Origin of the sequence: Pseudomonas muyukensis, from assembly GCF_019139535.1 — a bacterium.
GTDB classification, from domain to species: domain Bacteria; phylum Pseudomonadota; class Gammaproteobacteria; order Pseudomonadales; family Pseudomonadaceae; genus Aquipseudomonas; species Aquipseudomonas muyukensis.
In genome coordinates this window covers 2890188-2914550 of sequence record NZ_CP077073.1, presented here as the reverse complement: position 1 = coordinate 2914550, position 24363 = coordinate 2890188, and the positions used below count along the sequence as shown (strand labels likewise).

Here is a 24363-nt window from a genome sequence, read left to right as displayed (position 1 = left end):
GCTGAGCGTTGACAACTTTTTCACCTGGGCCGTGGCATGCTGAAGGCTCATCCGTGAAACACTTGGCCCGCCCTCCCCAGCGGGCCTTTTCTTGCCCGTCGCACAGCCTCTAATCGAATGCCCCCTCGAGCACTTCGTAAACAAGGCCCGTCGCGACCGCGACCAGGATCAGGTCGACCCCCGCCTGCATCCACTCATACCCTTGATAACGCGGCAACTGGCCTAGCAGCCGGCCATCCAGCTTTTTGGCGATGCCGGGTGGCAACGGCTTGCCGCGCGCGAGGTTTTTCTGGATGCCGGGCGGCAGTGCCGGGTTCGAGCGCCAATAGCCACGGTGGCCATCGAGGATACCGAGCACATAGCCCCGATCGACCGAAGGCCCGCCGTGCCGGGTGCCAGGATCGTGCTTGCCACCTGAGTTGCCATGCTGTTGCTGGCCATGGCCCTTGCCGTTACCGGGATCGGCAAACGACACGCAGGGGGTCAGCGCCAGCAGTATGGTGGTCGCGCATGCAACAATTGTTTGATTCGGGCTCATGTGCTGATCCTTGGCCGCAGGGAGACAGCTTGCACTGTAGCCCACGGCGAGTGCTGCTACGCTCATCCGGGCATGTCGCTCACCAGGGAGAAGGTCATGAGCTTCGATTGGCACGCAGGCCCGATCACCCGTACAACGCCGCTGGACCCACACTACCGCAACACGCAAAAGGTCAGGCAGTTTCTCGTCGGCGAATGCGGCGAGGCCTTCAAGTTCGACCGTGCGTTCATGGCGTGGATCAAGAGCGGGGCCGCGACCACCATGGGTGAGGTTGCTGATCACTGGCTAAGTACGCGCAAGTGACACATGCCTGACCGCGAATGCTTGGCATGCCTTGCAGTGCCCCGCGCGCCGGTGCCATCGCCAAGCCCCAAGTGATCCAGTTCTGGGACTGTGTGTAATTTGTTTTGCGACTTCGAAAGTTTCCGGCGCACAAAGAAAAACCCCGCAGACCTAGATCTGCGGGGTTTCGAATGGTGGAGGCCGAGGTCGGAATCGAACCGGCGTAGACGGATTTGCAATCCGGTCAGCACCTCAATTAAATCGCGGGCTACAGCCTGAACCCCGCGTAATCACTAGCCCAGGCCTTAAGTCCTGGTGCTGGTAGTTCAGGCCCATTTGGGACAACCAGTGTCCCCAGATTGTCCCCCGGTCAGGCCAGCCGTCCGATCACCAGCACCTCCACCACATCGCCAGACGTAGCTGCCTCGTTCGGCCCATCGCTCAGCAGCAGCGTTCCCTTGTTCCGCTTCCCAGTCAGAGCCACGGTGGTGGCGGTTACCACGCCCGGTACAGCGAAGTAGCCACGGTCACCAACGAATCGGCCAGTACCGACAACCGTGGGCGGCGATGAATAGGCCGCCGGGAATGTCAGCGTCACCGCACCACCGGCGCCCAGCGTGGCTGTCAACCTGATGGCCGTCACGCCAGCCGTGGCCACAGCAGCGTTCATCTGCGCGGTGGTCGGGCTCTGCTGAGCCCTGGCCATAGCCTGCCGCGCCAGGCGGTTCGGGTATGTAATCATGCCGGCACCGCCTGGACGTTGATCTGGATGACGTTCATCGCGCCGCGAACCCATACGCCGGGCGACCCCGGCCAGACCTCAACGACATCACAGTAGCGCAGAAGACGCCCGGAGAAGTCATCGACCGAAGGCGCGCTCGCGCTCTCCTGGATAGTCAGCAGGTTGGAATTCTTGTTCTGGACCTCCAGGCCGGTACCGACAGTGATGCCGCTGGACGCATAGACGCTCACCCAGCCGGAAGTGTTTGCATTGACATCCATGGTTTTCTCCTAATCAGCCAAACACGTCGAAGTCGATTTCCGCCATATCAACCGCGGCGCCATCGAATCGAACAACTTTGATATCGAAGTAACTTGCGGTTTTAGAAACTTGTGCCCAGGCGGCAACTTCGGAAGTGAGCTGCGTGTAAACCCGGTAGTTGATATCGGTCCTTGGGTTAGTGAACGTGACTCGATACAGGCCGGTTGAGCTCCGCGTGATCAGGCCGACGTTGTACCGGCAAAAGTGGCGCTGGCGGTAATCGCATTGCGCGGATTGGCGATAGCCATGCGCTGGCTGTTCGATACGTTCGACAGCGCCGGCCCGATGATCAGCACTCGCTGCCCGTTGAAGTCGTACGACGGCGAGTTGCCAGGGTCGGTGTAGCAGTTGATGAGCGTCGTGTCGTTACCGGACTCGATGAAGATGTCGCGCTTGCCTGCCGTCATCGTGTCGCCATTTCGCATAACAGTCTCAAGCGTGTTGCCGATGCTTGGGAGGCCGGAGTTGGCACCCATGTGGACCAGGTGGTTCTTGTATGCCCCGCCTTGATCCCAGAACTTACACGTCCTGATGATCCAGCCCTTCATGTTCGTGGCGAAGATCCCGCCACCGGAGCAGATCTCGAAGTTCACACCGTCAATGGTGTTGCCTTCCAGGTATGTCGCCGTGTCGACGTTCGTGAACCGCGCGAACTGCAGCGTGTTGCCGTTGTTCCAGCGCATGCGGCGGAAGTTGTTCTCGTTGAACGTCGTCCCGTTGGTAACGAAGTCGATTCCGAACACGGTGTGGGCGCTGGTGATGTAAAGGTCGCCACCTTCCCAGGTGGTATCGAACACGCCCTGCGGCTGCCCGAGTGCGATCCCAGACCAGATGCCGAGGTAGCAGGACTTCGTCGGGTTCAGCACCGTGATGTTGACGTCTTCGAAGCGATTCAGCGTTGCGCCGAGCTTGATGTTGACGCCATGCCCTGCATTGACTTCGCAGTAGATGCCGAGATTCTTCAACGAGCTGTTACGCAGGTACCCGGAGGAAGGAAGTACGACGTTGATTGAGTTCCCGGCGGTGCAGCCATGACCCGCCTCGCCCTCTGCCTCCTGCTGCTGGCCACCGGCGCCAGCGCCACTGAAAACGTCATCGACGTTCAGCACGACAGCCAGCGCGGCGTCACCTGCTACCTGCTGAATGGGGTCGGCATCAGCTGCATCCCCGACAGCCAGCTGCAGGCCGGCAACCAGCGCGAGCTCTCCCCGCACGAAACCCAACCCGAACCTACACCTGCTGCCGCGCCGGCGGCATGGAATGATGAGAGGTATCAGCTGTGAGCGCAGTGACTGATCATGATGTCGAGTTTGCACAGGCTGTAGTCGCCCTGGCGCGCCAGCACGGCATGACAGGAATATCGATGGAGTTCCGACAGAACTTCGACCTCGCCCAAGTGACAGGCTGCTATTGCGGCAAGCGGATCACCTGGTCGGAAGGTCGGCACGGGGATTCGGCCGGCATTAAGTTCCGCACCGAAGCCGAAGCTTCGTTCCCTGAGCGACCCGAGGTGGCGCCATGACCGACCTGATCGAAAAGACCTGCACCTGCCCATCCGGCGACGGCTCACTGAACTGGCCGTGCCCTGTTCATCCGCCAGTGGAGGAGCGCAAATGATCGCCCTCGCCTACATGGCCTACCTGATCTACAGGGGGCCGCGATGAGCGATGCTCCAATCGAGCCGCAAGAATGGTCGTTCGGCGTCAAGGTCGTGCAGATCGAAGACATCCGGGTTGCTCGCGGCCTTACCCGAAGGCCTAGAACCTCATGCCGGCACCGGAAGATGGTTTACGACGAGAAGGAGCGGCGCGTCTGGTGCAGCGATTGCGAGACAGAGGTAGAAGCCTTCGATGCGTTCATCTACCTGGTCGAGCACTACGGAGCCGCGGTAAGCAAGCTCAACCGTCGAGCCGAGGAACTGGCCCAGGCTGAGAAGTTCCAGCTCCGCAGTCGCGCAGCAAAGGCGATGGACGACGCATGGCGCAGCACGACCATGGCTCCTCTATGCCCTCACTGCAACAACGCCATCATGCCCGAGGACGTGGTAGGCGGACTTGCCAGCACGTCCAAAGAGTTCGTCCGGGCGGAGCGAAAACGCAAAGCCGACCTCAAGAACAAATAACCCCTCCCCCTACTACTCAAGCCCGCCGGCGAAATCCAGCAGCTAGTAGTACAAGGCCTGGCACCAACAAGCCAACCGCGGTGTAACCGAAGGCAGCCTGCCCAGATGCACCGATAGCGGCGAATGCAGCGCCGATCGCAATCAGTGGCGCAGCAACGAAGTAGAACGGTTTGGCTGTCTTGCCCATATCGATCCTCCTGTTTGATCAACCCTTTTAACACATGAGCCCGCCGACATGCGCGGGCGAGGATGACTCCATGCCAATCATCACCGTGACCACGACGATCATCACTCGCTTCGATGTTCCCGAAGGCGTAACCATCGACCTGATTCGCCACCAGGCGCTACCCGTTCTTGGCGAAGACGACGAAGGCACTGACGCGGTCGGCGTCCTGCAAAGCACCGCTTTGAACATGGTGTTCATGGGGGCCGCCGATGCGCGCTCCATGAGCGTCGAGCATTCGATCACCGAAGGCGCTGACTGACATTTACCTGCCGCCACCGGCGGCGTGGAGACCATCCATGGAACATGCAAGCGAGTTCCTCGACGAGGAAGAGGTGGCGCGCGTCACCGGCTTCCAGCTACCAAGCAAGCAGATCGCCTGGCTGGCCAACAATGGCTGGCAGTACACGCTCACCGGCGCCAGGCGTCCAGTTGTAGGGCGGGTGTATGCCCGCCTGAAAATGGCCGGAGTTAAGCCAACGGCAACGAATGCCGCGGCGGAAACCTGGACTTTGGATCTATCGCGTGTGGGGTAACAGATGCGCAACAGGAAGGCATCGAACAAGGACCTGCCGCCAAGGATGCTGCGGCGGGTTCGAAAGATGAAGAGCGGTAAATTGTGGGTTGGGTACTACTACGACGGGAGGGATGCAGACGGGAAACGGCGGGAGGTGCCGCTGGGGACTGACCTCGCTGAGGCCAAGCTGGAATGGGCGCGCCTGGAGCACAAGGCGATGCCAAAAGTGATGGCCACGATGTGCGAGCTGTTTGACCGGTACGAGCGGGACATCATCCCGGGCAAGTCGCCACGCACGCAAAAGGACAACAAGTACGAACTTGAACGCCTGCGTAAGGCGTTCGCTGACGCGCCGATTGAGGCCATCAGCCCGCCGGTCATTGCTCAGTACCGCGATGCCCGCAGCGCCAAAACTCGGGCAAACCGGGAGATCGCCCTGCTCTCGCACGTTTTCACCATGGCCATGGAGTGGGGATTCGCCGAGCGCAACCCATGCCTGGCAGTTCGCCGCAACAAGGAGAAGGGACGCGACTTCTACGCGGCCGACGAAATCTGGGATGCGGTTTATGCCGAAGGTGATCAGGGCCTTAAGGATGCTATGGACCTGGCCTACCTGGCCGGCCAGCGCCCTGCGGATACCCTGAAATTCAGCACCGTCGACCTGGACGAGGACTACCTGTGGGTTGACCAGAACAAGACCGACAAGAAACTGCGCATCCGGCGGCACGTCAACGGCGAGCTCACTGGCCTGGGCCTATTCATCGAAGCGCTTCTGGAGCGGCGAAAGCTGCAGGGTGTGCGCAACTCACGCCTCATCACCAACGACTCCGGCCTGCGCATGAGTTGGGAAATGTTAAGGAACCGCTTCAGCGAAGCGAGAGACAGGGCTGCGCGCAAGCTGACTGCCGATGGCAACGCGGACTTGGCCACCAAAGTTCGACAGTTCCAGTTTCGCGATATCCGACCGAAGGCGGCGTCGGAGATTGAGGACATTAGCCACGCCAGCCGGCTGCTTGGGCACTCCAAGGAAGAAATCACCAAGCGCGTTTACCGCCGCGTCGGCGAGGTGGTCAGCCCGACCAAGTAAAGGGCTGATGCGGAAACGATGCCTAAAGATGCGGAAACGATCCGGGTTTTCTGCGCACAAAGAAAAACCCCGCAGACCTAGATCTGCGGGGTTTCGAATGGTGGAGGCCGAGGTCGGAATCGAACCGGCGTAGACGGATTTGCAATCCGGAGCATAACCACTTTGCTACTCGGCCTCAAAGTCGGAGTCAGCTTTCGCTATCTCCTTGAAACCGCTGGGCTTTTTCAAGTCAGCTGCGTTTCGATGGAGGCCATTATGTCGGCATTCGAATCACCTTGCAACCCCCCTAAAGAAAAAAATCTTCAAGGGGTTCAAGGTGTTAGCGCAAGCGGCCAAGTTTGCTCCACAACCCCACCACGGTATTCTCCACCGCGCCGCTGGCCGCCATGCCGATGCGCTCCTGCAAGCTCTTGCGTTCGGCAAAGCGCAGGTGGAACACATTGGCCTCGCGGGCACTGCGGCTCAGGTACTCGTCGCTGGTGCCCAGCTCGTCCACCAACTGGCGGTTGAGCGCGGCGATACCCAGCCACACTTCACCGGTGGCCACTTCGTCGATGTGCAACTGCGGGCGGTAGCGGGCGACGAAGTCCTTGAACAGCTTGTGGGTGATGTCGAGGTCTTCCTGGAACTTCTCCCGGCCCTTGTCGGTGTTCTCGCCGAACACGGTCAGGGTGCGCTTGTACTCGCCGGCGGTGAGCACCTCGAAATCGATGTCGTGCTTTTTCAGCAGGCGGTTGACGTTGGGCATCTGCGCCACCACGCCGATGGAACCGAGCACGGCGAACGGCGCGCTGACGATCTTCTCGCCGATGCAGGCCATCATGTAGCCGCCACTGGCGGCGACCTTGTCGATGCAGATGGTCAGCGGGATGCCTGCTTCGCGGATGCGCGCCAATTGCGAGGCCGCCAGGCCATAGCTGTGCACCAGGCCACCCCCGCTCTCCAGGCGCAGCACCACTTCGTCGCGCGGGGTGGCCAGGGTCAGCAGCGCGGTGATTTCGTTGCGCAGGCTCTCGGTGGCCGAGGCCTTGATGTCGCCATCGAAATCCAGCACGAATACCCGGCGCTTGTCCTCGGGTTTTTTCTTCTCTTGCTTGTCCGCCTTCGCCTGCTGCTTGCGCAAGGCCTTGAGCTGGGCCTTGTCGAGCAGGCCCGACTCGAGGCGCTCGCGCAGCGCCTTGTAGAAGTCGTTCAGACGGGTGACCTGCAACTGCCCGCCCGGCTTGCGCCGCCCCTTGCCGCGCAGGCCGGCGATGGCCGACAGCACGATGAGGAGGGCGATCACCAGCGTGGCGGTTTTGGCGAGAAAGCTTGCGTATTCGGCAAGAAACTCCACATTGACTCCTTGATAGACCAGCGCCCGAACGGCGCGAAATGCCTGCAAGCATACCGGTGCGCCAGGGCCTCTGCCAGCGGGTGACAACGCTGGCAACACAGTTCAAACGACCTTTTCAAACGCTTGTATGTTTTTTCGTTGACAGCCTATCCCGGGCATCCTAACCTCGCAGCAACCTTCAACCGGGCCGGACTTCCACGTGGGCAACCTCTACCTGATCCGACATGGCCAAGCCTCCTTCGGTGCCGACGACTACGACGTGCTCTCGGCCGTGGGCGAGCGCCAGAGCCAGGCCCTGGGCGAGCACCTGGCCCAGCTGGGGCTGCGCCTGGATCGCTGCGTGGCCGGCACCTTGCGCCGCCAGCAAGACACCGCCCGCCTGGCCCTGGATGCGTTGCAGGCCCATGGACAAGCCGTCCCGGCCATAGAGACCGACGCGGCGTTCAACGAGTTCGATGCCGACGGCGTGATCCGCGCCCTGCTCCCTGCCCTGCTGCCCGAGGAGCCCGAGGCCCTGCACGTGCTGCGCAACGGCGCTCAGCACCGCAGCGAGTTCCAGCGCCTGTTCGCGCTGATGGTGCAGCGTTGGCACGACGGCCAGCACGTCCACGACGAGCACCTGGAAACCTGGCAGGCCTTCACTGGCCGCGTCGGCGATGGCTTGCGACGCCTGCTCGACAGCGCCGCCAGCGGTGCCAATATTGCCCTGTTCACCTCCGGCGGCACCATCGCCGCCCTGCTCCACCTGGTTACCGGAATCACGCCGGCGCAGGCTTTCGCCCTGAACTGGCAGATCATCAACACGTCGCTCAGCCACCTGAAGTTCCGTGGCAGCGCCGTGACATTGGCTTCCTTCAACAGCCAAGCCCATGTGCAGCTGTTGCGGTTGCCGGAGCTCATCACCTACCGATGAGCCCGGTCTGTTGTGTCCTTGCGGACGCGAATATCACTTAACAAGGAATACACCATGAGCGATGTAGCTAAAGCCGTCGAGGCGATGAAGGCAAAATTCAACCCGGCAGCCGCCGCCGGCCTGGACCTGGTGTTCGGCTTCAACATCACCGACGAAGACAAGCACTACGCGCTGCTCGTCAAGGACGGCACCTGCGAGATCCAGGAAGGCGAGAACGCCGACGCCAACTGCACCCTGGTGCTGGACAGCGAGACCCTCAAGGGCATCGTCAGCGGTGATACCGACGGCATGCAGGCCTTCATGGGCGGCAAGCTGCGCGTCGAAGGCGACATGATGCTGTCGATGAAGCTCAGCGAGCTGTTCCCGGCCTGATCGGCGCACGCATCGCTGAACCCAAAAAACCGAAGCCTGAAGCGCTTCGGTTTTTTTTTGCCGCGCCTTCACCCGGGCCATCAAGGCCATTGATCGGGCGGCAACACCCAGGCCAATAAGCACCTGGCACGCTTGTACCAGCCGCGACAGGAAATTAGATTAACCAATAGTCCTTGCTACCGATCATAAGGAAATCGCATGACGCTCACCGACCAGTCCACCCAGGTCCGCCCCGGCGAAGAACTCGATGCCGCCGTCATCGATCCTTACCTGAAGGCGCACATCCCCGGCCTGCAAGGCACCCCGAGCGTCAGCCAGTTCCCCGGCGGCGCCTCCAACCTGACCTACCTGGTGGCCTACCCTGAGCAAGCGTTCGTGCTGCGCCGCCCGCCGTTCGGCCACAAGGCCAAGTCGGCCCACGACATGGGCCGTGAATTTCGCATCCTCAACCAGCTCAACGGTGGTTTTCCCTACTGCCCCAAAGCCTACGTGCACTGCACCGACGAGTCGCTGATCGGTGGCGAGTTCTATGTGATGGAGCGGGTCGAGGGCATCATCCTGCGCTCGGACATCCCCGCCGAGCTCGACCTCGACGCCCGCCGCAGCGAAACGCTGTGCAAGAGCTTCATCGAGCGCCTGGTCGAGCTGCACCAGGTGGACTACCAGGCCTGCGGCCTGGCAGACCTGGGCAAACCCGAAGGTTACGTGCAGCGGCAGATCGAAGGCTGGGCCAGCCGTTATGAAAAAGCCCTGACCCCGGACGCCCCCCGCTGGGAACAGGTGATCACCTGGCTGCGCGAGAAGATGCCCGCCGACCACCCGCGCCCGGGCATCATTCACAACGACTACCGTTTCGACAATGTCATCCTCGACAGCGCCAACCCGATGCGCATCATCGGTGTGCTGGACTGGGAAATGGCCACCATCGGCGACCCGCTGATGGACCTGGGCAACAGCCTGGCCTACTGGATCGAGGCCAGCGACCCGGCGCCGGTGCAACTGATGCGCCGCCAGCCGAGCAACGCCCCCGGCATGCTCACCCGCCAGCAATTCGTCGACTACTACGCCGAGCGCGCGGGCATCGGCATCGACAACTTCGACTTCTATTACTGCTACGGCCTGTTCCGCCTGGCCGGCATCGTCCAGCAGATCTACTACCGCTTCTTCCACGGCCAGACCCAGGACAAGCGCTTCGCCCAGTTCATCCACATGAACAAGCTGCTGGAGCACATGAGCCTGCAACTGATCGGCAAATCCAGCCTGTAACCCCGGCAGCGACAGACAACAAGGAAAACCAGCATGTCCAAGACCCACCTGTTCGACCTTGACGGCAAGATCGCCTTCGTTTCCGGCGCCAGCCGCGGCATCGGCGAGGCCATTGCCCACCTGCTGGCCCAGCAGGGTGCCCATGTGATCGTCTCGAGCCGCAAGCTCGACGGCTGCCAGCAGGTCGCCGAGGCAATCATCGCCGCTGGCGGCAAGGCCACTGCGGTGGCTTGCCATATCGGCGAAATGGAGCAGATCCAGCAGGTTTTCGCCGGCATCCGCGAGCAGTTCGGGCGCCTGGACATCCTGGTCAACAACGCCGCCACCAACCCACAGTTCTGCAACGTGCTGGACACCGACCTGGGCGCATTCCAGAAGACCGTGGACGTGAACATCCGCGGCTACTTCTTCATGTCGGTGGAAGCTGGCAAGCTGATGCGCGAGCACGGGGGCGGCAGCATCATCAACGTGGCGTCGATCAATGGCGTGTCGCCGGGGCTGTTCCAGGGCATCTATTCGGTGACCAAGGCGGCGGTGATCAACATGACCAAGGTCTTCGCCAAGGAGTGCGCGCAGTTCGGTATCCGCTGCAACGCCCTGCTGCCGGGCCTGACCGACACCAAGTTCGCCTCGGCGTTGGTGAAGAACGACAGCATCCGCAACGCCGCCCTGCAGCAGATTCCGCTCAAGCGCGTCGCCGACCCGAGCGAGATGGCCGGCGCGGTGCTGTACCTGGCCAGCGCGGCGTCCAGCTATACCACGGGGACCGCGCTGAATGTCGACGGTGGCTTCCTGTCCTGACGTGAGCCAACCGGCGCCTGCAGGACAGTGTGCGCCTTGGGGAGCGCGCTCTACGCCTTGACCGCCTGCAGCGTGTAGCTCAGCGGCAAGCGCCAGGGCGCCTCGATCAGGCGCCACTCGCCGTCATCGCCCAGCTTCATCTGCCCTGGCAATGCCTGCCACGGGATGCTCTGGTGTTCTTCCAGGCCCGTGATCCGCAAACCGTGCTTGAGCAGCGCCGTGACCACCTCGCCCAGGCCGTGGTTCCACTCGTGGGTCTCGGTATGGGTCAGGGCCTGGTCGGTGTCGACATAGGTCTGGTCGCTGACCCACACGGTGGGCGCTTCGCGTTCGAAGTACGGATATTCCAGCTGCAAACGGTCTTCGTGGTCCTCATTGACCGCCATCAGCATCGGATGGCCATCACGCAGGAACAAGCGCCCACCCGGCTTGAGCAAGGCCGCCACGGTCGCCGCCCAGCGCTCGATAGCAGGCAACCAGCACAGGGCGCCGATACCGGTGTAGACCAGGTCGAAATCCCCCGCCGGCAGTGCCTGCGCCGCCAGGTAGACATCCGACTCGACATACGTGATGTCGGTGGCGCAACGCTGCGCAAGGCTCCGTGCCTGGGCCAGCGACGCCGAAGAGAAGTCCAGGCCGCAGACATTCGCGCCCAGGCGCGCCAGCGACAGGGTATCGGTACCGATATGGCACTGCAGGTGCACCGCGCGCTGGCCGCGGATATCACCCAGGCGCGGCAGGTCGAAGCGCACCACCTCGGAAAGATGCCCGGGGTCGGCCACGAAACGTTCGACTTCATAGTCCTTCGACGCCGCGTGCAACGGCGCGCGCTCATCCCAACTGGCGCGATTGAGCGCCTGTGATCGGCTCATGCGATGCCTTCCTCGTCCTTGTTGAGCCTGGCGCCACGTTAGGCGCCCTCGACGTACACCACAACCTCGCGGTGCCCCGGCCCTTACAGGCAGGTAGCCGCCGCTGCCCGGCGCTGCAACGCCACGCCGTCATTCTTCTGCGCGTAGTAGTCCACCCGCGTGCCGCCCGCCTGGGCGTAGACATCGACGAACGACTCCGCCTCCCGGGTGTACACGGTGAAGCCGCCCTGCTTGCGCGCCTGCAGATAACCGCTGGCGTCCACGCCAAAGGTTTTCTCCTCCTGCCAGCTGAACTGGATGCACTGGGCGACCACATCCGGCGTCTTGTGCGAATCCAGCTGTGCGCTTGGCGCCCCATTGCGCGCCGCTTCCATGGTCGACGAGGCACAGCCCAGCAACAACAGCGCCGCAGTCATCGGCAAAATCGCTCGCATGTTCGATCCTCGGAAAAAAGAAAGCGACTCTAGCACTGCCGCCCAGGCTGCGCGCGGCATTTTGCAGCCGCGACCACTCATCAGCAGCGCGGCAATTTTTGCCGTGCCAGAGAACCAAATCGATCGAATCCGGTCCTATCAGTTACCCCGTAAACCTTTGCGGGTCAAGGACCTATAACCTGATGAAGCGCCTTGCAAGCCTTTCGCTGATCGCTGCCGTGCTGCTGCTCGGCGGCTGCTACAGCCACCACTACCACGATGACGACGATGGCTGGCGCGACCGTGATCGCGGCCACCGTCATCACCATCGCCACGACCGCGGCGACGATGACGACAACCGTCAATACCGTGACCGCTACTGGCGCTGAAGCGTCTTTACACCCCTGACTGGCCGCCTACCTGCGCCACCCTACCCTGATGATTCCCCTGAGGTTCCTGAACATGCGTCTGACTCTGCCTTCCCTCGCCCTCGGCCTGCTGCTGTGCCAGGGCGCCTTTGCCGGTGACGGCACCGCTGCCATCGGTGGCGGCCTGGGCGGCGCCCTGGGCAACGTCGTCGGCAAACAGATCGGCGGCAGCACCGGCGCGGCCATCGGCGCCGGCCTGGGTGGCGCGGCCGGTAGCGCGGTCGGCGCCCGCAAGGGCAATCGTACCGAGGCCGCCATTGGTGGCGGCCTGGGTTCTGCGGGCGGCTCGCTGATCGGCGGCAAGCTCGGCGGCACCAACGGCTCGACCATCGGTGCCGGCCTGGGTGGCGCGGCCGGCGGCGCGATCGGCAACCACATGGGCGACAACAACCGCAAGCACAAGCGTCACCGTCACTGACCCCCAGCGTAACGGCCGTGCCGGCGAACACCGGCGCAGCCGTAGCGCGCAGCCAGCTTCGCCAGCCCCCACCTGCAACCAGCGGACAAAACACTGCAGCACGTCAACGACGCATTCGCGTCAAGCTGCCACACTTGGGCCATAACCTTACGTGCCCCGTGTGAAGGAACATCCCCTCCCCATGAACCATGAGCTGCTCTGGGTCCTCGGCCTGCTGGCCGTTGTCGTCTGCCTGTTCATCATCAACCGCCCGCGCATGGATGTGGTCGCCTTGCTGGTGATCCTCGCCCTGCCGCTGTCGGGCATCCTCACCGTGGAACAGGCCCTGGCCGGTTTCAGCGACCCCAACGTGGTGCTGATCGCCGCGCTGTTCGTGATCGGCGAAGGATTGGTGCGCACCGGTATCGCCTACCGCATCGGCGAGTGGATGAGCGAGCGCGCCGGCAACAGCGAGGCACGCCTGCTGGTGCTGCTGATGGTCGCGGTGGCCGGCCTTGGTTCGGTGATGAGTTCCACCGGCGTAGTGGCGATCTTCATCCCGGTGGTGCTGAGCATCGCCGCGCGCCTGCAACTGTCGCCCAGCCGGCTGATGATGCCGCTGAGCTTCGCCGGTCTGATCAGCGGCATGCTCAGCCTGGTGGCCACGCCCCCGAACGTGGTGGTGCACAGCGAACTGGTGCGCCACGGCGAGGCCGGCTTCGGCTTCTTCAGCTTCACTCCCTTCGGCCTGGTGGTGCTGGTGCTTGGCATCGGCTACATGCTGCTCACCCGCCACTGGCTCAACGGCGAGGTGCGCAAGGACGGCCGGGTGGAAAGCCGGCGCACCCTGCTCGACCTGGTCCTGGACTACAAGCTCAATGGCCGCGAACGGCGCCTGCGCATCCGCCCGCATTCACCCTTGATCGGCCATACCCTGGGCGAACTGGAACTGCGCACCCGCCATGGCGCCAACGTGATCGGCATCGAGCGCCAGCACAAGTTCACCACCCGGGTGATCGCCGCCGATTCCGGCACCCTGCTGCAACAAGGTGACGTGCTGTTGCTCGACCTGTTCGCCAACCGCGACGACCTGCGCAGCCTGTGCCAGGCCATGCTGCTCGAGCCCCTGCACTTCAAGGCGGCTTATTTCATCGACCAGTCCCAGGAGCTGGGCATGGCCGAGATTTCCCTGCCGCCAGGCTCGCAGTTGATCGGCAGAAGCATCCTGGAGCTGACCTTCCGCACCCGCTACGACCTCAACGTGGTCGGCCTGCGCCGCGACCAGGAGGCCATCGAAGGCCCCTTGGTGGAAGAGAAACTGCGCCTGGGCGACACCTTGCTGGTGGTCGGCCCGTGGAAGGCGGTGCGGCAACTGCAAGGCAAGCCGCGCGACTTCCTGGTGTTGAGCCTGCCGGCGGAGATCGACCAGGTGGCCCCGGCACGCAGCCGCGCGCCGTTCGCGCTGCTGAGCCTGGCGGTGATGGTCGGCTTGATGGTCAGCGGCCTGGTGCCCAACGTCATCGCCGCGCTGATCGGTTGCCTGCTGATGGGCGCCGGGCGCTGCATCGACATGAACAGCGCCTACCGCGCCATCCACTGGCAAAGCCTGGTGCTGATCGTCGGCATGCTGCCCTTCGCCCTGGCCCTGCAAAAAACCGGCGGCATCGACCTGGCGGTCGGTGCGCTGGTCGGCCTGCTCGGCGGCGCCGGCCCCGGGGTGATCCTCGCCTGCCTGTTTACCGTCACTGCGGTGATCGGCCTGTTCATCTCCAACACCGCCACCGCCGTGCTGATGGCACCGGTGGCGGTGAGCACCGCGCAACAGTTGGGCATGTCGCCCTACCCGTTTGCCATGACCGTGGCCCTGGCGGCTTCGGCGGCGTTCATGACGCCGGTGTCCTCGCCGGTGAACACTCTGGTGCTGGGCCCGGGGCAGTACCGCTTCGCCGACTTCGTCAAGATCGGCGTGCCCTTCACCCTGCTGGTGATGGTAGTCACGGTGCTGATGGTGCCCTGGGTGTTCGGGCTGTAATCCGGCGCCAAATCTTCGCCGTTCGCGGCGAATTGACATCAATTGCCGACTTGAAACACACTGACGCAACATATCCCAGGTGCCTACAAACGAATTCCTGGATTCTGTCTTCGCTTGCCGGTCGAGCCTATGGTGTCTCCAGTCCCGTCGCGCCTGTTGCCTCCGCTGATTCTGTTTGGCTTGACCCTGGGCCTGACCCTGGCCGGCATTCTCGCCCGGCCAATCGAATCGCTTTCGCTGTTCTGGCCGGTCAACGCAGTACTGGCCGGCGTGCTGCTGCGCAACCCGCGCCAGGCCAGCCCCGTCGGTTTCGCCCTGGTATACCTGGCCATGGTCCTGGCCGACCTGGCCTGTGGCAGCGCCTGGCAGCCAGCCTTGTGGTTCAACCTGTGCAACCTCGGCGCCATTGCCACCATCTGGTACCTGATGGCGCGCCTGCCACGCCTGCACCGCCGCCTGCGCACGCCCCACGGCACCCTGTGCCTGTTCGGCGCCTGCGCCGCCGGCGCCATGGTCGCCGCTACCCTGGCCTGCGTCATGGCCACGCCCTGGTTCGAAGAATCCTTGCGCGCCACCTGGCTTGCCTGGTTCAGCGAGCAATTCTCCACCAGCGTGCTGGTGCTGCCGGTGCTGCTCACCGCGCCCTCGCCCCGTGCCCTGACCCGCAGCGGCAGCGACAGCCAGCCGATTCGCCTGGCACCGCTGCTGGTGCTGCTCGGTTCATTGTCGCTGAGCATCGTCTTTGGTGGGCCCGGCGCCATCGCCTTCCCGATTGCCGCATTGCTCTGGTGCGCGCTGAGCTACTCGGCGTTTCTGGTCTCGCTGCTGACACTCACCGCCGGCAGCACCTTGATCGTCGCCGTGGCGCAGAACCTCATGCATTTCAGCGTACCGCAGAGCGAGCCCGGGGTTACCACGCTGATGTCGGCGCGCCTGGGCATCGCCATGCTGGTACTCGGGCCGCTGGTGCTGGCCTGCGTGAGCAGCGCCAACCGCAGCCTGATGGCGCGCCTGGCGCACCAGGCGACCATCGACCACCTGACCGGCGCCCTCAGCCGCAGTGCCTTCACCCGCCGCGCCAATGCGCTGCTCGACGACCGCCAGCAGCACACCCCAGGCTTGCCGTTGACCCTGATGATGCTCGATATCGATCACTTCAAGGCCATCAACGACCGCCATGGCCATGCCGTGGGCGACCAGGTGCTGCGCCAGTTCGCCAACACCTTGCAGGACCACCTGCATGAAGGCGAGTTGTTCGCCCGCCTGGGGGGCGAGGAGTTCGTCATCGTCGTCCCGGGCCTGGCGCCGGAGCAGGCCAAGTTCACCGCCGAGCGCCTGCGCCGGGCGATTCAGGACTTGCACGCGACCCATGCCGAACAGCACCTGCCGATCACCGTCAGCATCGGCCTGGCCGGCTGCGCCGCCAACGCCCCGGCGCCCAGCCTCGACCTGCTGCTGGCCAGCGCCGACCAGGCGCTGTACCGGGCCAAGGCCCAGGGCCGCAACCGCATCGAGCAGGCCGAGGCGCAGCGCCAGGTGATCTGACTCAGCCGGCCAGCAAGTCCCAGCTGAGCTTGGCGATCAGCACGCACAGCAGGATCAGGAACAACCCCCGCACGAACCCTGCGCCCTTGCGCACCGCCAGCCAGGTGCCGGTCAAGGCGCCGAGGATATTGAACAACGCCATTGGCAGGGCAATGGCCCAGAGCACGTTGCCAGTCGGAATGAAGAACACCAGGGCGGCCAGGTTGGTGGCAATGTTGACCAGCTTCGCCGACGCCGAGGCGTGCAGGAAGTCCAGGGCGAAGAAGCGGATGAACAGGAAGATCAGGAAGCTGCCGGTGCCCGGCCCGAACAAGCCGTCGTAGAAGCCGATGGCGCCACCGATCAGCACGGCCAGGCATTGCTCCTTGCGGCCGATCGCGGTCGGCGTGTGCAAGGTGCCGAAGTCCTTCTTGCAGAAGGTATAGATAGCCATCAGCACGATCAGCACCAGCACCATCGGCCGCATCACGCTGGCCGGCACCAGCGAGACCGTGGCCGCGCCGAAGAACGACATGACGAAGGCGCTGAGCGCCGCCGGCACGATCAGCCCCCAGTCCAGCTTGACCTTGCGGATGAACGAACGCGCGGCGAATGCCGTGCCGCATACCGAGGCCAGCTTGTTGCTGCCCAGCAGGGAGGCCGGCTGCGCCGTGGGCAGCACATTGAACAACGCCGGGATCTGGATCAGCCCGCCGCCACCCACGGCAGCGTCGATCAGGCCAGCGGCGAAGGCGAACAGCGAAAGCAGGGCGATATCCATCATCTCGAACGTCCAGGCGGCAGCAAACAGGCCGCCAGACTAATCAAAGCCGCGCGCTTGTGTTGAAATACCATGTTGCGAAAACTGCAATAAGGATTGGCTACCATGGCCCTGGACATGCTGCGTGAAATACAAGCCTTCGTCAGCGTTGCGCACAAGCGCAGCTTCGTCAGCGCAGCCCGCGCCCTGGGCCGCTCGCCCAGCGCGGTGACGCGCGCGGTGCAGGCCCTGGAGGATAACAGCGGGGCCAAGCTGTTCAACCGCAATGCCAGCGCCGTGACCCTGACCGAAGCCGGGGAGCGCCTGCTGCCCCATGCCGAGCGCTTGCTGGATGTGCAACGGGACGCCGCCGACGAGCTGGCCGCGCTGACCGGCAGCGCGCAAGGCTGGATCCGCCTGGCGGCCCCCGAGGTGCTGGCCCAGCAGGTACTGCCTGCGGTGCTCGCGGAATTTTCCCGACGCCACCCGCAGGTGACCCTCGACGCGCAGTTCAGCGACCAGACCCTGGACCCTTTGCAGGGCAAGTTCGACTTCGTCATTCGTGGGGCATTTCCGCAGTCCAGCGAACTGATTGGCTATCCGCTGTGGCGCTATCGCCGGCACTTGTATGCCAGCCCGCAGTACCTCGACCACGCCGGCACGCCCCAGGGCCTGGACGAACTGGAGCAGCATGCGCTGATCCTGCACACCGCCCCGCGCATCCTCAAGGCCTGGCATTTCTGCCGCGCGCAACGCATCGTCAGCCTGCGTCCGCAACCGCGCCTGCGCCTGGGCTCGGGCGTGGCCGTGCTGCAAGCCACCCTGGCCGGCGCCGGCATCGCCCGCCTGGCGGACTGGCTAGGGGAGCCCGAAGTAAGCGCCGGACGCCTGGTGCGGGTATGCCCCGACTACCACCTGACCTCAAGCACCGGCCAGGACCCGCAGATGCATGCCGTGTACCCGGCAGGCGATGTGCCGGCACGGGTGCGCGAGCTGCTGCTGGCCCTGCGCGAGGCCCGTCCGCGGTCGGGCTGAAGGCCGGTACAGGCCTGCTCACTTTCTGCTCAATCTGACAGAGGCCTTGATAAATATGGCCTCCAGCGCTTTATCCACAGACCTACCCACGTTTTTTGTGGACAGTTTCTGCAAGCCTTGCAGGACTTTTTACAAGCGCAGCAACGCCGCATTGGCCAGCTTCACCAGCTCGATCCATTCGCTTGCGCTGATCACCCCGGAACGCTCCAACGCTTCGGCACGGCGCAATGCCTGGTCATAGTCCTCTTCGTGGAGAATACCCTCGCCGAGAAAACGACCGCGCCACTCCAGCATCGCTGCAGTGCCTTTCTTGCATTCCATAGTGTGTATCAACTCCAAGGCAGGTGATCGGCCCGTGTCTGCGGGCCCTAAACGGGGGCGGCAGATTACACGAGCGCCTTGCACTTGAGAACGACTTGCAGATACCGCTTGTCTAGACGAGCGCGGCAGAGGCGCGCCGAGGGCGCAGGGAGAGGGTCGAGCCCGCCTTGAGGCCAGACGGGCTGAAGCAGGAAAAAAGGCGGTTCAGCTTGGCGGAATGGTCCCCAGCAGGCCGATCATGATTGTCAGCAGCAGAAAACCACCCAGAAACAGCGCGAGCTTGCCCATCGGAACCTCTACAGTGTGATGACGGAACGGCTGCGGGCATAGGCGGCGCAACCGGCCCAGCGCACACCGGTGTGGAAGGCTGGGCCTGGCGCTATTGTCTGCGCCTGGCTGATACGGTTACAGATTCAGATTCCTATAAAAAAAGCGTATCAGATGCGCGACAACCGCTGTCTCACGGCCCGCTGCGGGCGCAGGTTTGCCACCCCCGCAAGGCGCTCACCGCTCAACTCACCCGCTGGTAACCGCCCACCACCCCGCGCCGCGACAATACCCACTGCCACAACTGGATATCCCGGGCGCGAAACGCCCCCGCGCAGGACAACAGGTAATAACGCCACATGCGCCGAAAACGCTCCCCCAACTCGGCGGCGAAATACTGCCAATGGCGCTCGAAGTTGTCATGCCAGGCCATCAGCGTGCGGTCATAGTCGGCGCCGAAATTGTGCAGGTCCTCGACCACCAGCAGGCCATCGGCGGCATCGCCGATCTGGCCAATGGAAGGCAAGTCACCGTTGGGAAAAATGTACTTGTCGATCCAGCGATCAGGCACGTCGCGCCGACGGTTCTTGCCAATGGTGTGCAGCAGCATCAGCCCCTCATCGTCCAGGCAGCGCGCCGCCACCTCCATGAAGGTGCGGTGGTTCTTGCGCCCGACATGCTCGAACATGCCGACACTGACGATACGCTCGAAGCGTTCGTCGAGTTCGCGGTAATCCTGCAGGCGAAACGTCAGCGGCAAGCCCTTGTAGCGCTGCTCTGCCCACTGGCACTGCTCGCGGGAGATGGTCACGCCGACGCATTCGACGCCGTAGCGCTCGGCGGCAAAGCCCATGAAGCTGCCCCAGCCACAGCCGATGTCGAGCACGCGCATGCCGGGGCGCAGGTCGAGCTTGCGGCAGATCAGGTCGAGCTTGTCCTCCTGGGCCTGGGCCAGGGTGTCGGCGTCTTTCCAGTAGCCACAGGTGTAGGCCAGGCGCGGATCGAGCATGGCGGCGTAGAAGTCGTTGCCCAGGTCGTAGTGCTGCTCACCCACGGCCCAGGCGCGCCGGGCGGTCTGGCGGTTGAGCAGGCGCGCCTGCAGGGCATGGCGCAGCAGCGCCAGCGGGCTGACCTGGTCGGCCACCCCAGCGCGCAGCAGGCGGGCGAAGAACGCATCCAGTTGCTCGCACTCCCAGTCACCGTCCATGTACGCCTCGCCCAACCCCAGGTTGCCCTGGGCCAAGGCGCGCCGGGGTACATCATCGCTGTGCAGTTGCATGTCCCAGGGGTGCTCGCCGTTGAAATCCAGGCCGGCCTGGGCCAGCAGGGAATGGGCGAAACGGGAACTACGATCAGCCGGCGCGGCCAGCGGCAGCTCGGAAGAAAGCTCGGAAGGCATGAGGGATCCTTGATTCTTATAGGGTCGGGCGGGTCAGGCGTCAGGGCTGGCCTGGTGCAGCTGCAGCACCACGGTCAATTCATCGCGCAGCCAGGCAGGCTCCAGCGCGGGCAAACGCTCCTGGACCTGGCGGGCGACCCAGCGCTGGCCGCGGGCGATGAACTGCATGCGTGCCTCCAGGTCGGGGATGGCCATGGCCTTGGCATGGAATTCACCCATGCCCTGCCCCGGTTCGACGCCAAGGCGCTCGAGACAGTGGCGCAGGCGCCGACAACTTTCCGCCTCGCCATGGTGCAGCTGGGCCAAACGTCGAAGCAGCCCGGCGTCGTCGGTCTGGCCGGCGCTGTCGAGCATCAGCCGAGCACCGGCGCGCTCGGCGCGCAGTAGCATGCGCAACCAGTCGATCAGGTCATGGGAAGGGATGAAGGTGGACGAGGTGACAGGCGTATCAGGCAACATCGAAAGGCTCCTGAAGCCGCTCTACGGCGCGGCGACAGCAGGAGCTTAGAGCGATGCCGCAATGAAAATAATTGAAATTAAATGGGCATTGAATGCAACAAAACGAATAGATACCCCGGTGTATGGCAGCCCGACTGCCCACCCACATCCTGGCACGGCGCAGTGACCAGGCCCTACAGCCACGCCTGCCGTACCTTTTTTGAATGCAATTTTTTTGAAGTATCCGGCACTGTGCTAGGGTCCGGTACAAGCCCCTGGGAGAACCGCCGGACATGACCGCTTTTGCCAGCAACGCCGCCCTGCTGATCATCGACATGCAAAACGGCATCAACCACCCGCGCCTGGGGCCGCGCAACAACCCCGAGGCGGAACTGCGCATGGGCGAATTGCTCGCGGCCTGGCGCCACAGCGAGCGCCCGGTGATCCATGTGCGGCACATGTCCCGCGACCCCCAGTCGGTGTTCTGGCCCGGCCAATCCGGTTGCCAGTTCCAGCACGCCTTCACACCGCTGGCCAGCGAAGCGCTGTTCGAAAAGCATGTGCCCGATGCCTTGTGCGACAGCGGCCTTGCGCACTGGCTGCATCAGCGGGCGATCCGCCAACTGGTGATCGTCGGGGTGATCACCAACAACTCGGTGGAGTCGACCGCGCGCTCGGCGGGCAACCTGGGGTTCGACACGGTGGTGGTGGCGGACGCCTGCTACACCTTCGACCAACGCGACCTGCAAGGGCGCTTATGGCCGGCGCAGGATGTCCATGCGCTGGCCCTGAGCAACCTGGCCATGGACTACGCGCGCATCCTCGATAGCGCCGAGGTGCTGGCGGGGCTTGGCCCCAACAACCTGCGCGGTTAAAGCGTCATGACCATCTCATGCCAGGCCATGCCGCCATGCTCGGAGGCCGACGGGCGCACATAGGCATAGCCCATCTTTTCGTACAAGCCGACATGCCTGTCCTTGCACATCAGGTGGATGCTCGCCTTGCCCGCCGCGCGCATCTGTTCGACGAAGCGCGCCATCAGCCGGCTGGCATGGCCCTGGCCCTGATAGGCCGGGTCCAGCACCACCGACATGATCACCACGTTCGGCGCCAGCGGGTCATGCCCGACCAGTTCCTTGAAGGCTTCGTCCGACATCACCACGTCATGGGCACAGCCACTGTTGATGAAGCCAATCACCTGGCCCTCGGCCTGCAGGATCAGGAAGCCTTGCGGGTATTGGCCGATACGCGTGGCGATCTTCTCCCGGGTGGCGGCCTCGTCACCTTCGTAGGCGCAGGTTTCGATGGCAAAGCAACGGTCCACGTCGTCAGGCGTGGCCTGGCGGAACATCAGGGAACTCATGGGGGTACATCCGCATCAGGTGAACAAGGGGCGACATGCTAACGGAAGTCGCCCCTCGCTGTATGCGTGTCGAGCCACTCAGGCAAGCGTCGTAGGAGCCGGCTTGCCGGCGAACAGCGGCTTGGCCGGCGCCTAGGCGGCAGGGCATACCCTGGCGAGTCAGACCGAGCGGGTGATCCCGCCATCGACCCGCAGGTTCTGGCCGGTGATGTAGCCGGCGCCCTCGGAGGCCAGGAAGCTGACCGTGGCCGCGATTTCTGCGGCCTTGCCGTAGCGTTCCATGGGAATTCGGCTACGCAACTCGTCTTTCTCCGGCAGGCTGTCGATAAAGCCCGGCAGCACGTTGTTCATACGGATGTTCTCGGCGGCGTAGCGATCGGCGAACAGCTTGGTGAACGCCGCCAACCCGGCACGGAACACCCCCGAGGTCGGGAAGGCCGGATCCGGCTCGAAGGCGGCGAAGGTCGATATATTGATGATCACGCCGCTTTTCTGCTGTTGCATGATCGGCGTCACCAGCCGCGTTGGACGCACCACATTGAGGAAGTAAACCTCCATGCCGCGATGCCAGTCGTCGTCGCTGAGGTCGAGGATCGGCGCGCGCGGGCCATGCCCTGCGCTATTGACCAGCACATCCACCCGCCCCCAGCGCTGCATCACGGTGTCCACAAGACGCTGCAAGTCTTCTACCGACTGGTTGGAGCCGGTGACACCGAACCCGCCCAGCTCGGCAGCCAGCGCCTCGCCCTTGCCCGACGACGACAAAATCGCCACCTTGAAGCCATCCGCCGCCAACCGCCGGGCAGCTTCGGCGCCCATGCCACTGCCACCTGCGGTGATGATTGCCACTTTTTGCGAAGTCATGCGCTGCTCCTTCCAAACGTTGAACAAGTGCCCCCATGAAGCCAGAATCCATCACCCCGCACCAATCACAAATACTGCCATGAGCCTGCAGGAAAACTACCGGATGAGCGCCCCCAAGCGACGCACCGCCCCCGCTATCGTCAACCACCTGGTGGCCTTCGAGGCCGCCGCCCGGCTGGGCAGCTTTCGCGCGGCCGCCGAGGAACTGCATGTCACCCCCGGCGCCGTGGCCCAGCAGGTCCGCACCCTCGAAGACAAGCTTGGGCGCCCCCTTTTCGAGCGCCTGCCACGGGGCCTGCGGCCCAACCCTGACGGCGCCGACTACCTCGCGCGCGTGCGCCTGGCACTGGATATCATCGAGGATGCGACCCGCGAACTGCTGGAGCGCGACACTGCGCACGACCCGCAGCAGATTCTGCTCAGCACCACACCGGCCTTCGCCAGCCGTTGGTTGATTCCCCGCCTCGAACAATTGGCCCAGGCCCATCCACAGATCGCCCTGATGATCGATGCCTCTGACAGCACCCGCCCGCTGAGCGGCAAGCACGCCGTCGACCTTGCCGTGCGCTGGGGCAGCGCGCCGTTCGAGGCAGGCTACGCCCTGCCCCTGCTGCCGGGCATGGTGGTGCCGGTATGCACGGCTGCCCTGCGCGCCGGGCAGCCTTGGCGACAGCCGGCGCAACTGGCCGGCCAGCCGTTGATTTCCGACAGCCATAACAACTGGCAGCGCTGGTTCGACCACCACGGCCTGCCCGGCACCCGTGTCAGCGGCCCGGTGTTCAGCCAGACCATCCTGGCCATCGAAGCCGCCGAGCGCGGCATGGGCATCGCCCTGGTACCCCGCCCGTTGGTGGAACATGCGCTGCAGGCCGGCACCCTGGTGTTGGCACTCGATGGCCATGAATTGCCCGGCAAGGCGAGCTTTCATCTGCTGGCAGAACGCGCACCTGCACCAGGGTCGCCTGTCGAACAGGTGGTGCTTTGGTTGCGGCAACAGGCGATGGGGTGAGGCGCGCAGAACAGGCGCTGCAAGTCATTTGCTACTTAACGTTTCAAGCACTGCCCCAGGTTGAGCGTAGATGCACGGGTGGGCCTGAGTCACTCATTGGTGCTCCAGGCCTTGACCCTCAAGGCCTTGCGCTGGCTGGGTCGAAGCAGGTCGTAACATTCAAGCCGGGATCTTTGTAGGAACCGTCCGATATTGCTGTGGGTCGCTTACCGCACTTTGGGGATAGATGTATGAATAATCAGTATTTGGCAGCGGATTGACCTGATACCGTCGCGTCATTCCTACCACGGCACGGACGCCAATAGAGGCGAGAACGACATGGAAAACTATGATAGCGCTGCGCTGGGCTTGCAAAAGTGCCTGCTGAACCTGCGACGTAGCCACGCGCAGATGACCGCTGCCGGGGAGACGGAAGAGGCGGCGAAACTGGCAGATGCGATCCAGCTGATGGAACAGGGCTTGAAAGAGATCTCGAAGGTGGTCAAGCCACAGACCTTGCAGTGAGGTGGCGCGAGGTTCGGCGGTGGGTAGGGTCAGGGTTAGGCTACCTGGCGCTTGCCGACAGGCTTGCAGCGCCTATTAGACCGAGCGCCGCCCGCGCGGCGCATCGCGGATGAATCCGCTCCTACATTTGTTGCAACGTGGCCATGCCTGAGAGGCCATGGTTGTTAGCCTTGTGTGCTCGACGCGGTTTTTGCGTGGGCGTTACCGCCGCCCCACTTGTCTCAAACCCTGCGCCGAG

The 24363-nt window shown here is 63.7% G+C and carries 32 protein-coding genes and 1 tRNA gene; 19 read left to right on the top strand and 14 right to left on the bottom strand.

Annotated elements, in window-relative coordinates; translation table 11 throughout:
- Positions 1-109 precede the first annotated feature (109 nt).
- Positions 110-538: an anti-virulence regulator CigR family protein gene (locus KSS95_RS13245; protein ID WP_217847550.1), complete on the bottom strand. Its 429-nt coding sequence runs from the start codon at positions 536-538 to the stop codon at positions 110-112.
- Between the two features lie 96 nt (positions 539-634).
- On the opposite strand from KSS95_RS13245, the gene KSS95_RS13240 reads away from it, so the two are divergent.
- The gene (locus tag KSS95_RS13240; RefSeq protein ID WP_217847549.1) at positions 635-841 is read left to right on the top strand and encodes a DUF6434 domain-containing protein; all 207 of its coding nucleotides are present in this window, start codon (positions 635-637) and stop codon (positions 839-841) included.
- A 349-nt stretch (positions 842-1190) separates the two neighbouring features.
- On the opposite strand, the gene KSS95_RS13235 is transcribed toward KSS95_RS13240, so the two are convergent.
- From KSS95_RS13235 to KSS95_RS13225, 3 genes are all read right to left on the bottom strand, one after another.
- On the bottom strand, positions 1191-1562 hold the full coding sequence (locus KSS95_RS13235; protein ID WP_217847548.1) for a hypothetical protein: 372 nt from the start codon (positions 1560-1562) through the stop codon (positions 1191-1193).
- Positions 1559-1822 (bottom strand): hypothetical protein, encoded by a 264-nt coding sequence (locus tag KSS95_RS13230; RefSeq protein WP_217847547.1) that lies wholly within the window; start codon positions 1820-1822, stop codon positions 1559-1561. The genes KSS95_RS13235 and KSS95_RS13230 overlap by 4 nt, the downstream gene beginning before the upstream one ends.
- A gap of 219 nt (positions 1823-2041) precedes the next feature.
- Positions 2042-2827 carry a hypothetical protein gene (locus KSS95_RS13225; protein ID WP_225935500.1) on the bottom strand — a complete coding sequence of 262 codons (786 nt, stop codon included), beginning with the start codon at positions 2825-2827 and terminating at the stop codon, positions 2042-2044.
- A 66-nt stretch (positions 2828-2893) separates the two neighbouring features.
- On the opposite strand from KSS95_RS13225, the gene KSS95_RS24585 reads away from it, so the two are divergent.
- From KSS95_RS24585 to KSS95_RS13200, 6 genes are all read left to right on the top strand, one after another.
- Positions 2894-3145, top strand: coding sequence for a hypothetical protein (locus KSS95_RS24585; RefSeq protein WP_225935499.1), 252 nt, complete (start codon positions 2894-2896; stop codon positions 3143-3145).
- A complete protein-coding gene (locus KSS95_RS13220) occupies positions 3142-3384 on the top strand; it encodes a hypothetical protein (protein WP_217847545.1) in 243 nt (80 codons plus the stop codon). Before KSS95_RS24585 ends, KSS95_RS13220 begins: the two co-directional genes overlap by 4 nt.
- A 138-nt stretch (positions 3385-3522) precedes the next feature.
- The gene (locus KSS95_RS13215) at positions 3523-3984 is read left to right on the top strand and encodes a hypothetical protein (protein ID WP_217847544.1); all 462 of its coding nucleotides are present in this window, start codon (positions 3523-3525) and stop codon (positions 3982-3984) included.
- A 257-nt stretch (positions 3985-4241) separates the two neighbouring features.
- Complete coding sequence (locus KSS95_RS13210; protein ID WP_217847543.1) at positions 4242-4469, top strand: hypothetical protein; 228 nt, start codon at positions 4242-4244, stop codon at positions 4467-4469.
- Positions 4470-4506: 37 nt separating this feature from the next.
- Positions 4507-4743 (top strand): DUF4224 domain-containing protein, encoded by a 237-nt coding sequence (locus KSS95_RS13205; protein WP_217847542.1) that lies wholly within the window; start codon positions 4507-4509, stop codon positions 4741-4743.
- A 3-nt stretch (positions 4744-4746) separates the two neighbouring features.
- On the top strand, positions 4747-5811 hold the full coding sequence (locus KSS95_RS13200) for a site-specific integrase (RefSeq protein ID WP_217847541.1): 1065 nt from the start codon (positions 4747-4749) through the stop codon (positions 5809-5811).
- Positions 5812-5912: 101 nt separating this feature from the next.
- Here the strand turns inward: KSS95_RS13200 and KSS95_RS13195 are convergent.
- Both KSS95_RS13195 and sohB read right to left on the bottom strand, forming a co-directional pair.
- Positions 5913-5986 (bottom strand) — tRNA-Cys (locus tag KSS95_RS13195).
- Positions 5987-6130: 144 nt separating this feature from the next.
- On the bottom strand, positions 6131-7147 hold the full coding sequence (sohB, locus tag KSS95_RS13190; RefSeq protein ID WP_217847540.1) for a protease SohB: 1017 nt from the start codon (positions 7145-7147) through the stop codon (positions 6131-6133).
- Between the two features lie 199 nt (positions 7148-7346).
- On the opposite strand from sohB, the gene KSS95_RS13185 reads away from it, so the two are divergent.
- From KSS95_RS13185 to KSS95_RS13170, 4 genes are all read left to right on the top strand, one after another.
- The gene (locus tag KSS95_RS13185) at positions 7347-8060 is read left to right on the top strand and encodes a histidine phosphatase family protein (RefSeq protein WP_217847539.1); all 714 of its coding nucleotides are present in this window, start codon (positions 7347-7349) and stop codon (positions 8058-8060) included.
- A 54-nt stretch (positions 8061-8114) separates the two neighbouring features.
- Positions 8115-8432 carry an SCP2 sterol-binding domain-containing protein gene (locus KSS95_RS13180; RefSeq protein ID WP_125464629.1) on the top strand — a complete coding sequence of 106 codons (318 nt, stop codon included), beginning with the start codon at positions 8115-8117 and terminating at the stop codon, positions 8430-8432.
- A 198-nt stretch (positions 8433-8630) separates the two neighbouring features.
- Positions 8631-9698, top strand: a complete 1068-nt coding sequence (locus tag KSS95_RS13175; protein ID WP_217847538.1) for a phosphotransferase family protein — start codon at positions 8631-8633, stop codon at positions 9696-9698.
- A gap of 33 nt (positions 9699-9731) precedes the next feature.
- Positions 9732-10499: an SDR family oxidoreductase gene (locus KSS95_RS13170; RefSeq protein ID WP_134692813.1), complete on the top strand. Its 768-nt coding sequence runs from the start codon at positions 9732-9734 to the stop codon at positions 10497-10499.
- A gap of 50 nt (positions 10500-10549) precedes the next feature.
- Here the strand turns inward: KSS95_RS13170 and KSS95_RS13165 are convergent, their stop codons facing one another.
- The gene (locus tag KSS95_RS13165; protein WP_217847537.1) at positions 10550-11371 is read right to left on the bottom strand and encodes a class I SAM-dependent methyltransferase; all 822 of its coding nucleotides are present in this window, start codon (positions 11369-11371) and stop codon (positions 10550-10552) included.
- Positions 11372-11454: 83 nt separating this feature from the next.
- The gene (locus KSS95_RS13160) at positions 11455-11805 is read right to left on the bottom strand and encodes a hypothetical protein (protein WP_217847536.1); all 351 of its coding nucleotides are present in this window, start codon (positions 11803-11805) and stop codon (positions 11455-11457) included.
- Positions 11806-11987: 182 nt separating this feature from the next.
- On the opposite strand from KSS95_RS13160, the gene KSS95_RS13155 reads away from it, so the two are divergent.
- The 4 genes from KSS95_RS13155 to KSS95_RS13140 all read left to right on the top strand — a co-directional run bounded on the left by KSS95_RS13155 (position 11988) and on the right by KSS95_RS13140 (position 16186).
- Positions 11988-12173, top strand: coding sequence for a hypothetical protein (locus KSS95_RS13155; RefSeq protein ID WP_217847535.1), 186 nt, complete (start codon positions 11988-11990; stop codon positions 12171-12173).
- A gap of 73 nt (positions 12174-12246) precedes the next feature.
- A complete protein-coding gene (locus KSS95_RS13150; protein ID WP_217847534.1) occupies positions 12247-12630 on the top strand; it encodes a glycine zipper domain-containing protein in 384 nt (127 codons plus the stop codon).
- A gap of 181 nt (positions 12631-12811) precedes the next feature.
- Positions 12812-14641, top strand: coding sequence for an SLC13 family permease (locus tag KSS95_RS13145; RefSeq protein WP_217847533.1), 1830 nt, complete (start codon positions 12812-12814; stop codon positions 14639-14641).
- A 114-nt stretch (positions 14642-14755) separates the two neighbouring features.
- The gene (locus tag KSS95_RS13140; RefSeq protein ID WP_217847532.1) at positions 14756-16186 is read left to right on the top strand and encodes a GGDEF domain-containing protein; all 1431 of its coding nucleotides are present in this window, start codon (positions 14756-14758) and stop codon (positions 16184-16186) included.
- 1 nt (position 16187) lies between these two features.
- Here KSS95_RS13140 and KSS95_RS13135 read toward each other — a convergent pair whose 3' ends face one another.
- Complete coding sequence (locus tag KSS95_RS13135; protein ID WP_217847531.1) at positions 16188-16949, bottom strand: sulfite exporter TauE/SafE family protein; 762 nt, start codon at positions 16947-16949, stop codon at positions 16188-16190.
- A 102-nt stretch (positions 16950-17051) separates the two neighbouring features.
- On the opposite strand from KSS95_RS13135, the gene KSS95_RS13130 reads away from it, so the two are divergent.
- Positions 17052-17960, top strand: coding sequence for a LysR family transcriptional regulator (locus KSS95_RS13130; RefSeq protein WP_217847530.1), 909 nt, complete (start codon positions 17052-17054; stop codon positions 17958-17960).
- A gap of 129 nt (positions 17961-18089) precedes the next feature.
- Here KSS95_RS13130 and KSS95_RS13125 read toward each other — a convergent pair whose 3' ends face one another.
- From KSS95_RS13125 to KSS95_RS13115, 3 genes are all read right to left on the bottom strand, one after another.
- A complete protein-coding gene (locus KSS95_RS13125) occupies positions 18090-18281 on the bottom strand; it encodes a hypothetical protein (protein WP_217847529.1) in 192 nt (63 codons plus the stop codon).
- Between the two features lie 511 nt (positions 18282-18792).
- Positions 18793-19947 carry a cyclopropane fatty acyl phospholipid synthase gene (gene cfa, locus KSS95_RS13120; RefSeq protein ID WP_217847528.1) on the bottom strand — a complete coding sequence of 385 codons (1155 nt, stop codon included), beginning with the start codon at positions 19945-19947 and terminating at the stop codon, positions 18793-18795.
- Positions 19948-19980: 33 nt separating this feature from the next.
- The gene (locus tag KSS95_RS13115; RefSeq protein WP_217847527.1) at positions 19981-20406 is read right to left on the bottom strand and encodes a DUF6306 domain-containing protein; all 426 of its coding nucleotides are present in this window, start codon (positions 20404-20406) and stop codon (positions 19981-19983) included.
- A 272-nt stretch (positions 20407-20678) separates the two neighbouring features.
- Here KSS95_RS13115 and KSS95_RS13110 point away from each other — a divergent pair, with 272 nt between their 5' ends.
- Entirely contained in the window at positions 20679-21260 is a 582-nt protein-coding gene (locus tag KSS95_RS13110) for a cysteine hydrolase family protein (RefSeq protein ID WP_217847526.1), read from the top strand.
- Here the strand turns inward: KSS95_RS13110 and KSS95_RS13105 are convergent.
- On the bottom strand, positions 21257-21748 hold the full coding sequence (locus KSS95_RS13105; RefSeq protein ID WP_217847525.1) for a GNAT family N-acetyltransferase: 492 nt from the start codon (positions 21746-21748) through the stop codon (positions 21257-21259). The genes KSS95_RS13110 and KSS95_RS13105 overlap by 4 nt on opposite strands.
- A 159-nt stretch (positions 21749-21907) precedes the next feature.
- Positions 21908-22612 (bottom strand): SDR family oxidoreductase, encoded by a 705-nt coding sequence (locus KSS95_RS13100; RefSeq protein WP_217847524.1) that lies wholly within the window; start codon positions 22610-22612, stop codon positions 21908-21910.
- Between the two features lie 79 nt (positions 22613-22691).
- On the opposite strand from KSS95_RS13100, the gene KSS95_RS13095 reads away from it, so the two are divergent.
- Both KSS95_RS13095 and KSS95_RS13090 read left to right on the top strand, forming a co-directional pair.
- The gene (locus KSS95_RS13095; RefSeq protein WP_217847523.1) at positions 22692-23621 is read left to right on the top strand and encodes a LysR substrate-binding domain-containing protein; all 930 of its coding nucleotides are present in this window, start codon (positions 22692-22694) and stop codon (positions 23619-23621) included.
- A 318-nt stretch (positions 23622-23939) separates the two neighbouring features.
- Positions 23940-24125 carry a hypothetical protein gene (locus tag KSS95_RS13090; protein ID WP_217847522.1) on the top strand — a complete coding sequence of 62 codons (186 nt, stop codon included), beginning with the start codon at positions 23940-23942 and terminating at the stop codon, positions 24123-24125.
- Positions 24126-24363 lie beyond the last annotated feature (238 nt).

Excerpts from the sequence above, each read along its gene's own strand:
- KSS95_RS13160 (WP_217847536.1), bottom strand. The coding sequence starts at position 11,805 with ATGCGAGCGATTTTGCCGATGACTGCGGCGCTGTTGTTGCTGGGCTGT.
- KSS95_RS13240 (WP_217847549.1), top strand. The coding sequence starts at position 635 with ATGAGCTTCGATTGGCACGCAGGCCCGATCACCCGTACAACGCCGCTG.
- KSS95_RS24585 (WP_225935499.1), top strand. The coding sequence starts at position 2,894 with ATGACCCGCCTCGCCCTCTGCCTCCTGCTGCTGGCCACCGGCGCCAGC.
- KSS95_RS13230 (WP_217847547.1), bottom strand. The coding sequence starts at position 1,822 with ATGGATGTCAATGCAAACACTTCCGGCTGGGTGAGCGTCTATGCGTCC.
- cfa (WP_217847528.1), bottom strand. The coding sequence starts at position 19,947 with ATGCCTTCCGAGCTTTCTTCCGAGCTGCCGCTGGCCGCGCCGGCTGAT.
- KSS95_RS13125 (WP_217847529.1), bottom strand. The coding sequence starts at position 18,281 with ATGGAATGCAAGAAAGGCACTGCAGCGATGCTGGAGTGGCGCGGTCGT.
- KSS95_RS13205 (WP_217847542.1), top strand. The coding sequence starts at position 4,507 with ATGGAACATGCAAGCGAGTTCCTCGACGAGGAAGAGGTGGCGCGCGTC.
- KSS95_RS13170 (WP_134692813.1), top strand. The coding sequence starts at position 9,732 with ATGTCCAAGACCCACCTGTTCGACCTTGACGGCAAGATCGCCTTCGTT.
- KSS95_RS13210 (WP_217847543.1), top strand. The coding sequence starts at position 4,242 with ATGCCAATCATCACCGTGACCACGACGATCATCACTCGCTTCGATGTT.
- KSS95_RS13155 (WP_217847535.1), top strand. The coding sequence starts at position 11,988 with ATGAAGCGCCTTGCAAGCCTTTCGCTGATCGCTGCCGTGCTGCTGCTC.
- KSS95_RS13180 (WP_125464629.1), top strand. The coding sequence starts at position 8,115 with ATGAGCGATGTAGCTAAAGCCGTCGAGGCGATGAAGGCAAAATTCAAC.
- KSS95_RS13110 (WP_217847526.1), top strand. The coding sequence starts at position 20,679 with ATGACCGCTTTTGCCAGCAACGCCGCCCTGCTGATCATCGACATGCAA.
- KSS95_RS13175 (WP_217847538.1), top strand. The coding sequence starts at position 8,631 with ATGACGCTCACCGACCAGTCCACCCAGGTCCGCCCCGGCGAAGAACTC.
- KSS95_RS13215 (WP_217847544.1), top strand. The coding sequence starts at position 3,523 with ATGAGCGATGCTCCAATCGAGCCGCAAGAATGGTCGTTCGGCGTCAAG.
- KSS95_RS13245 (WP_217847550.1), bottom strand. The coding sequence starts at position 538 with ATGAGCCCGAATCAAACAATTGTTGCATGCGCGACCACCATACTGCTG.
- KSS95_RS13165 (WP_217847537.1), bottom strand. The coding sequence starts at position 11,371 with ATGAGCCGATCACAGGCGCTCAATCGCGCCAGTTGGGATGAGCGCGCG.
- KSS95_RS13200 (WP_217847541.1), top strand. The coding sequence starts at position 4,747 with ATGCGCAACAGGAAGGCATCGAACAAGGACCTGCCGCCAAGGATGCTG.
- KSS95_RS13235 (WP_217847548.1), bottom strand. The coding sequence starts at position 1,562 with ATGATTACATACCCGAACCGCCTGGCGCGGCAGGCTATGGCCAGGGCT.
- KSS95_RS13105 (WP_217847525.1), bottom strand. The coding sequence starts at position 21,748 with ATGAGTTCCCTGATGTTCCGCCAGGCCACGCCTGACGACGTGGACCGT.
- KSS95_RS13135 (WP_217847531.1), bottom strand. The coding sequence starts at position 16,949 with ATGATGGATATCGCCCTGCTTTCGCTGTTCGCCTTCGCCGCTGGCCTG.
- KSS95_RS13090 (WP_217847522.1), top strand. The coding sequence starts at position 23,940 with ATGGAAAACTATGATAGCGCTGCGCTGGGCTTGCAAAAGTGCCTGCTG.
- KSS95_RS13100 (WP_217847524.1), bottom strand. The coding sequence starts at position 22,612 with ATGACTTCGCAAAAAGTGGCAATCATCACCGCAGGTGGCAGTGGCATG.
- KSS95_RS13130 (WP_217847530.1), top strand. The coding sequence starts at position 17,052 with ATGGCCCTGGACATGCTGCGTGAAATACAAGCCTTCGTCAGCGTTGCG.
- KSS95_RS13145 (WP_217847533.1), top strand. The coding sequence starts at position 12,812 with ATGAACCATGAGCTGCTCTGGGTCCTCGGCCTGCTGGCCGTTGTCGTC.
- KSS95_RS13150 (WP_217847534.1), top strand. The coding sequence starts at position 12,247 with ATGCGTCTGACTCTGCCTTCCCTCGCCCTCGGCCTGCTGCTGTGCCAG.
- KSS95_RS13095 (WP_217847523.1), top strand. The coding sequence starts at position 22,692 with ATGAGCCTGCAGGAAAACTACCGGATGAGCGCCCCCAAGCGACGCACC.
- KSS95_RS13115 (WP_217847527.1), bottom strand. The coding sequence starts at position 20,406 with ATGTTGCCTGATACGCCTGTCACCTCGTCCACCTTCATCCCTTCCCAT.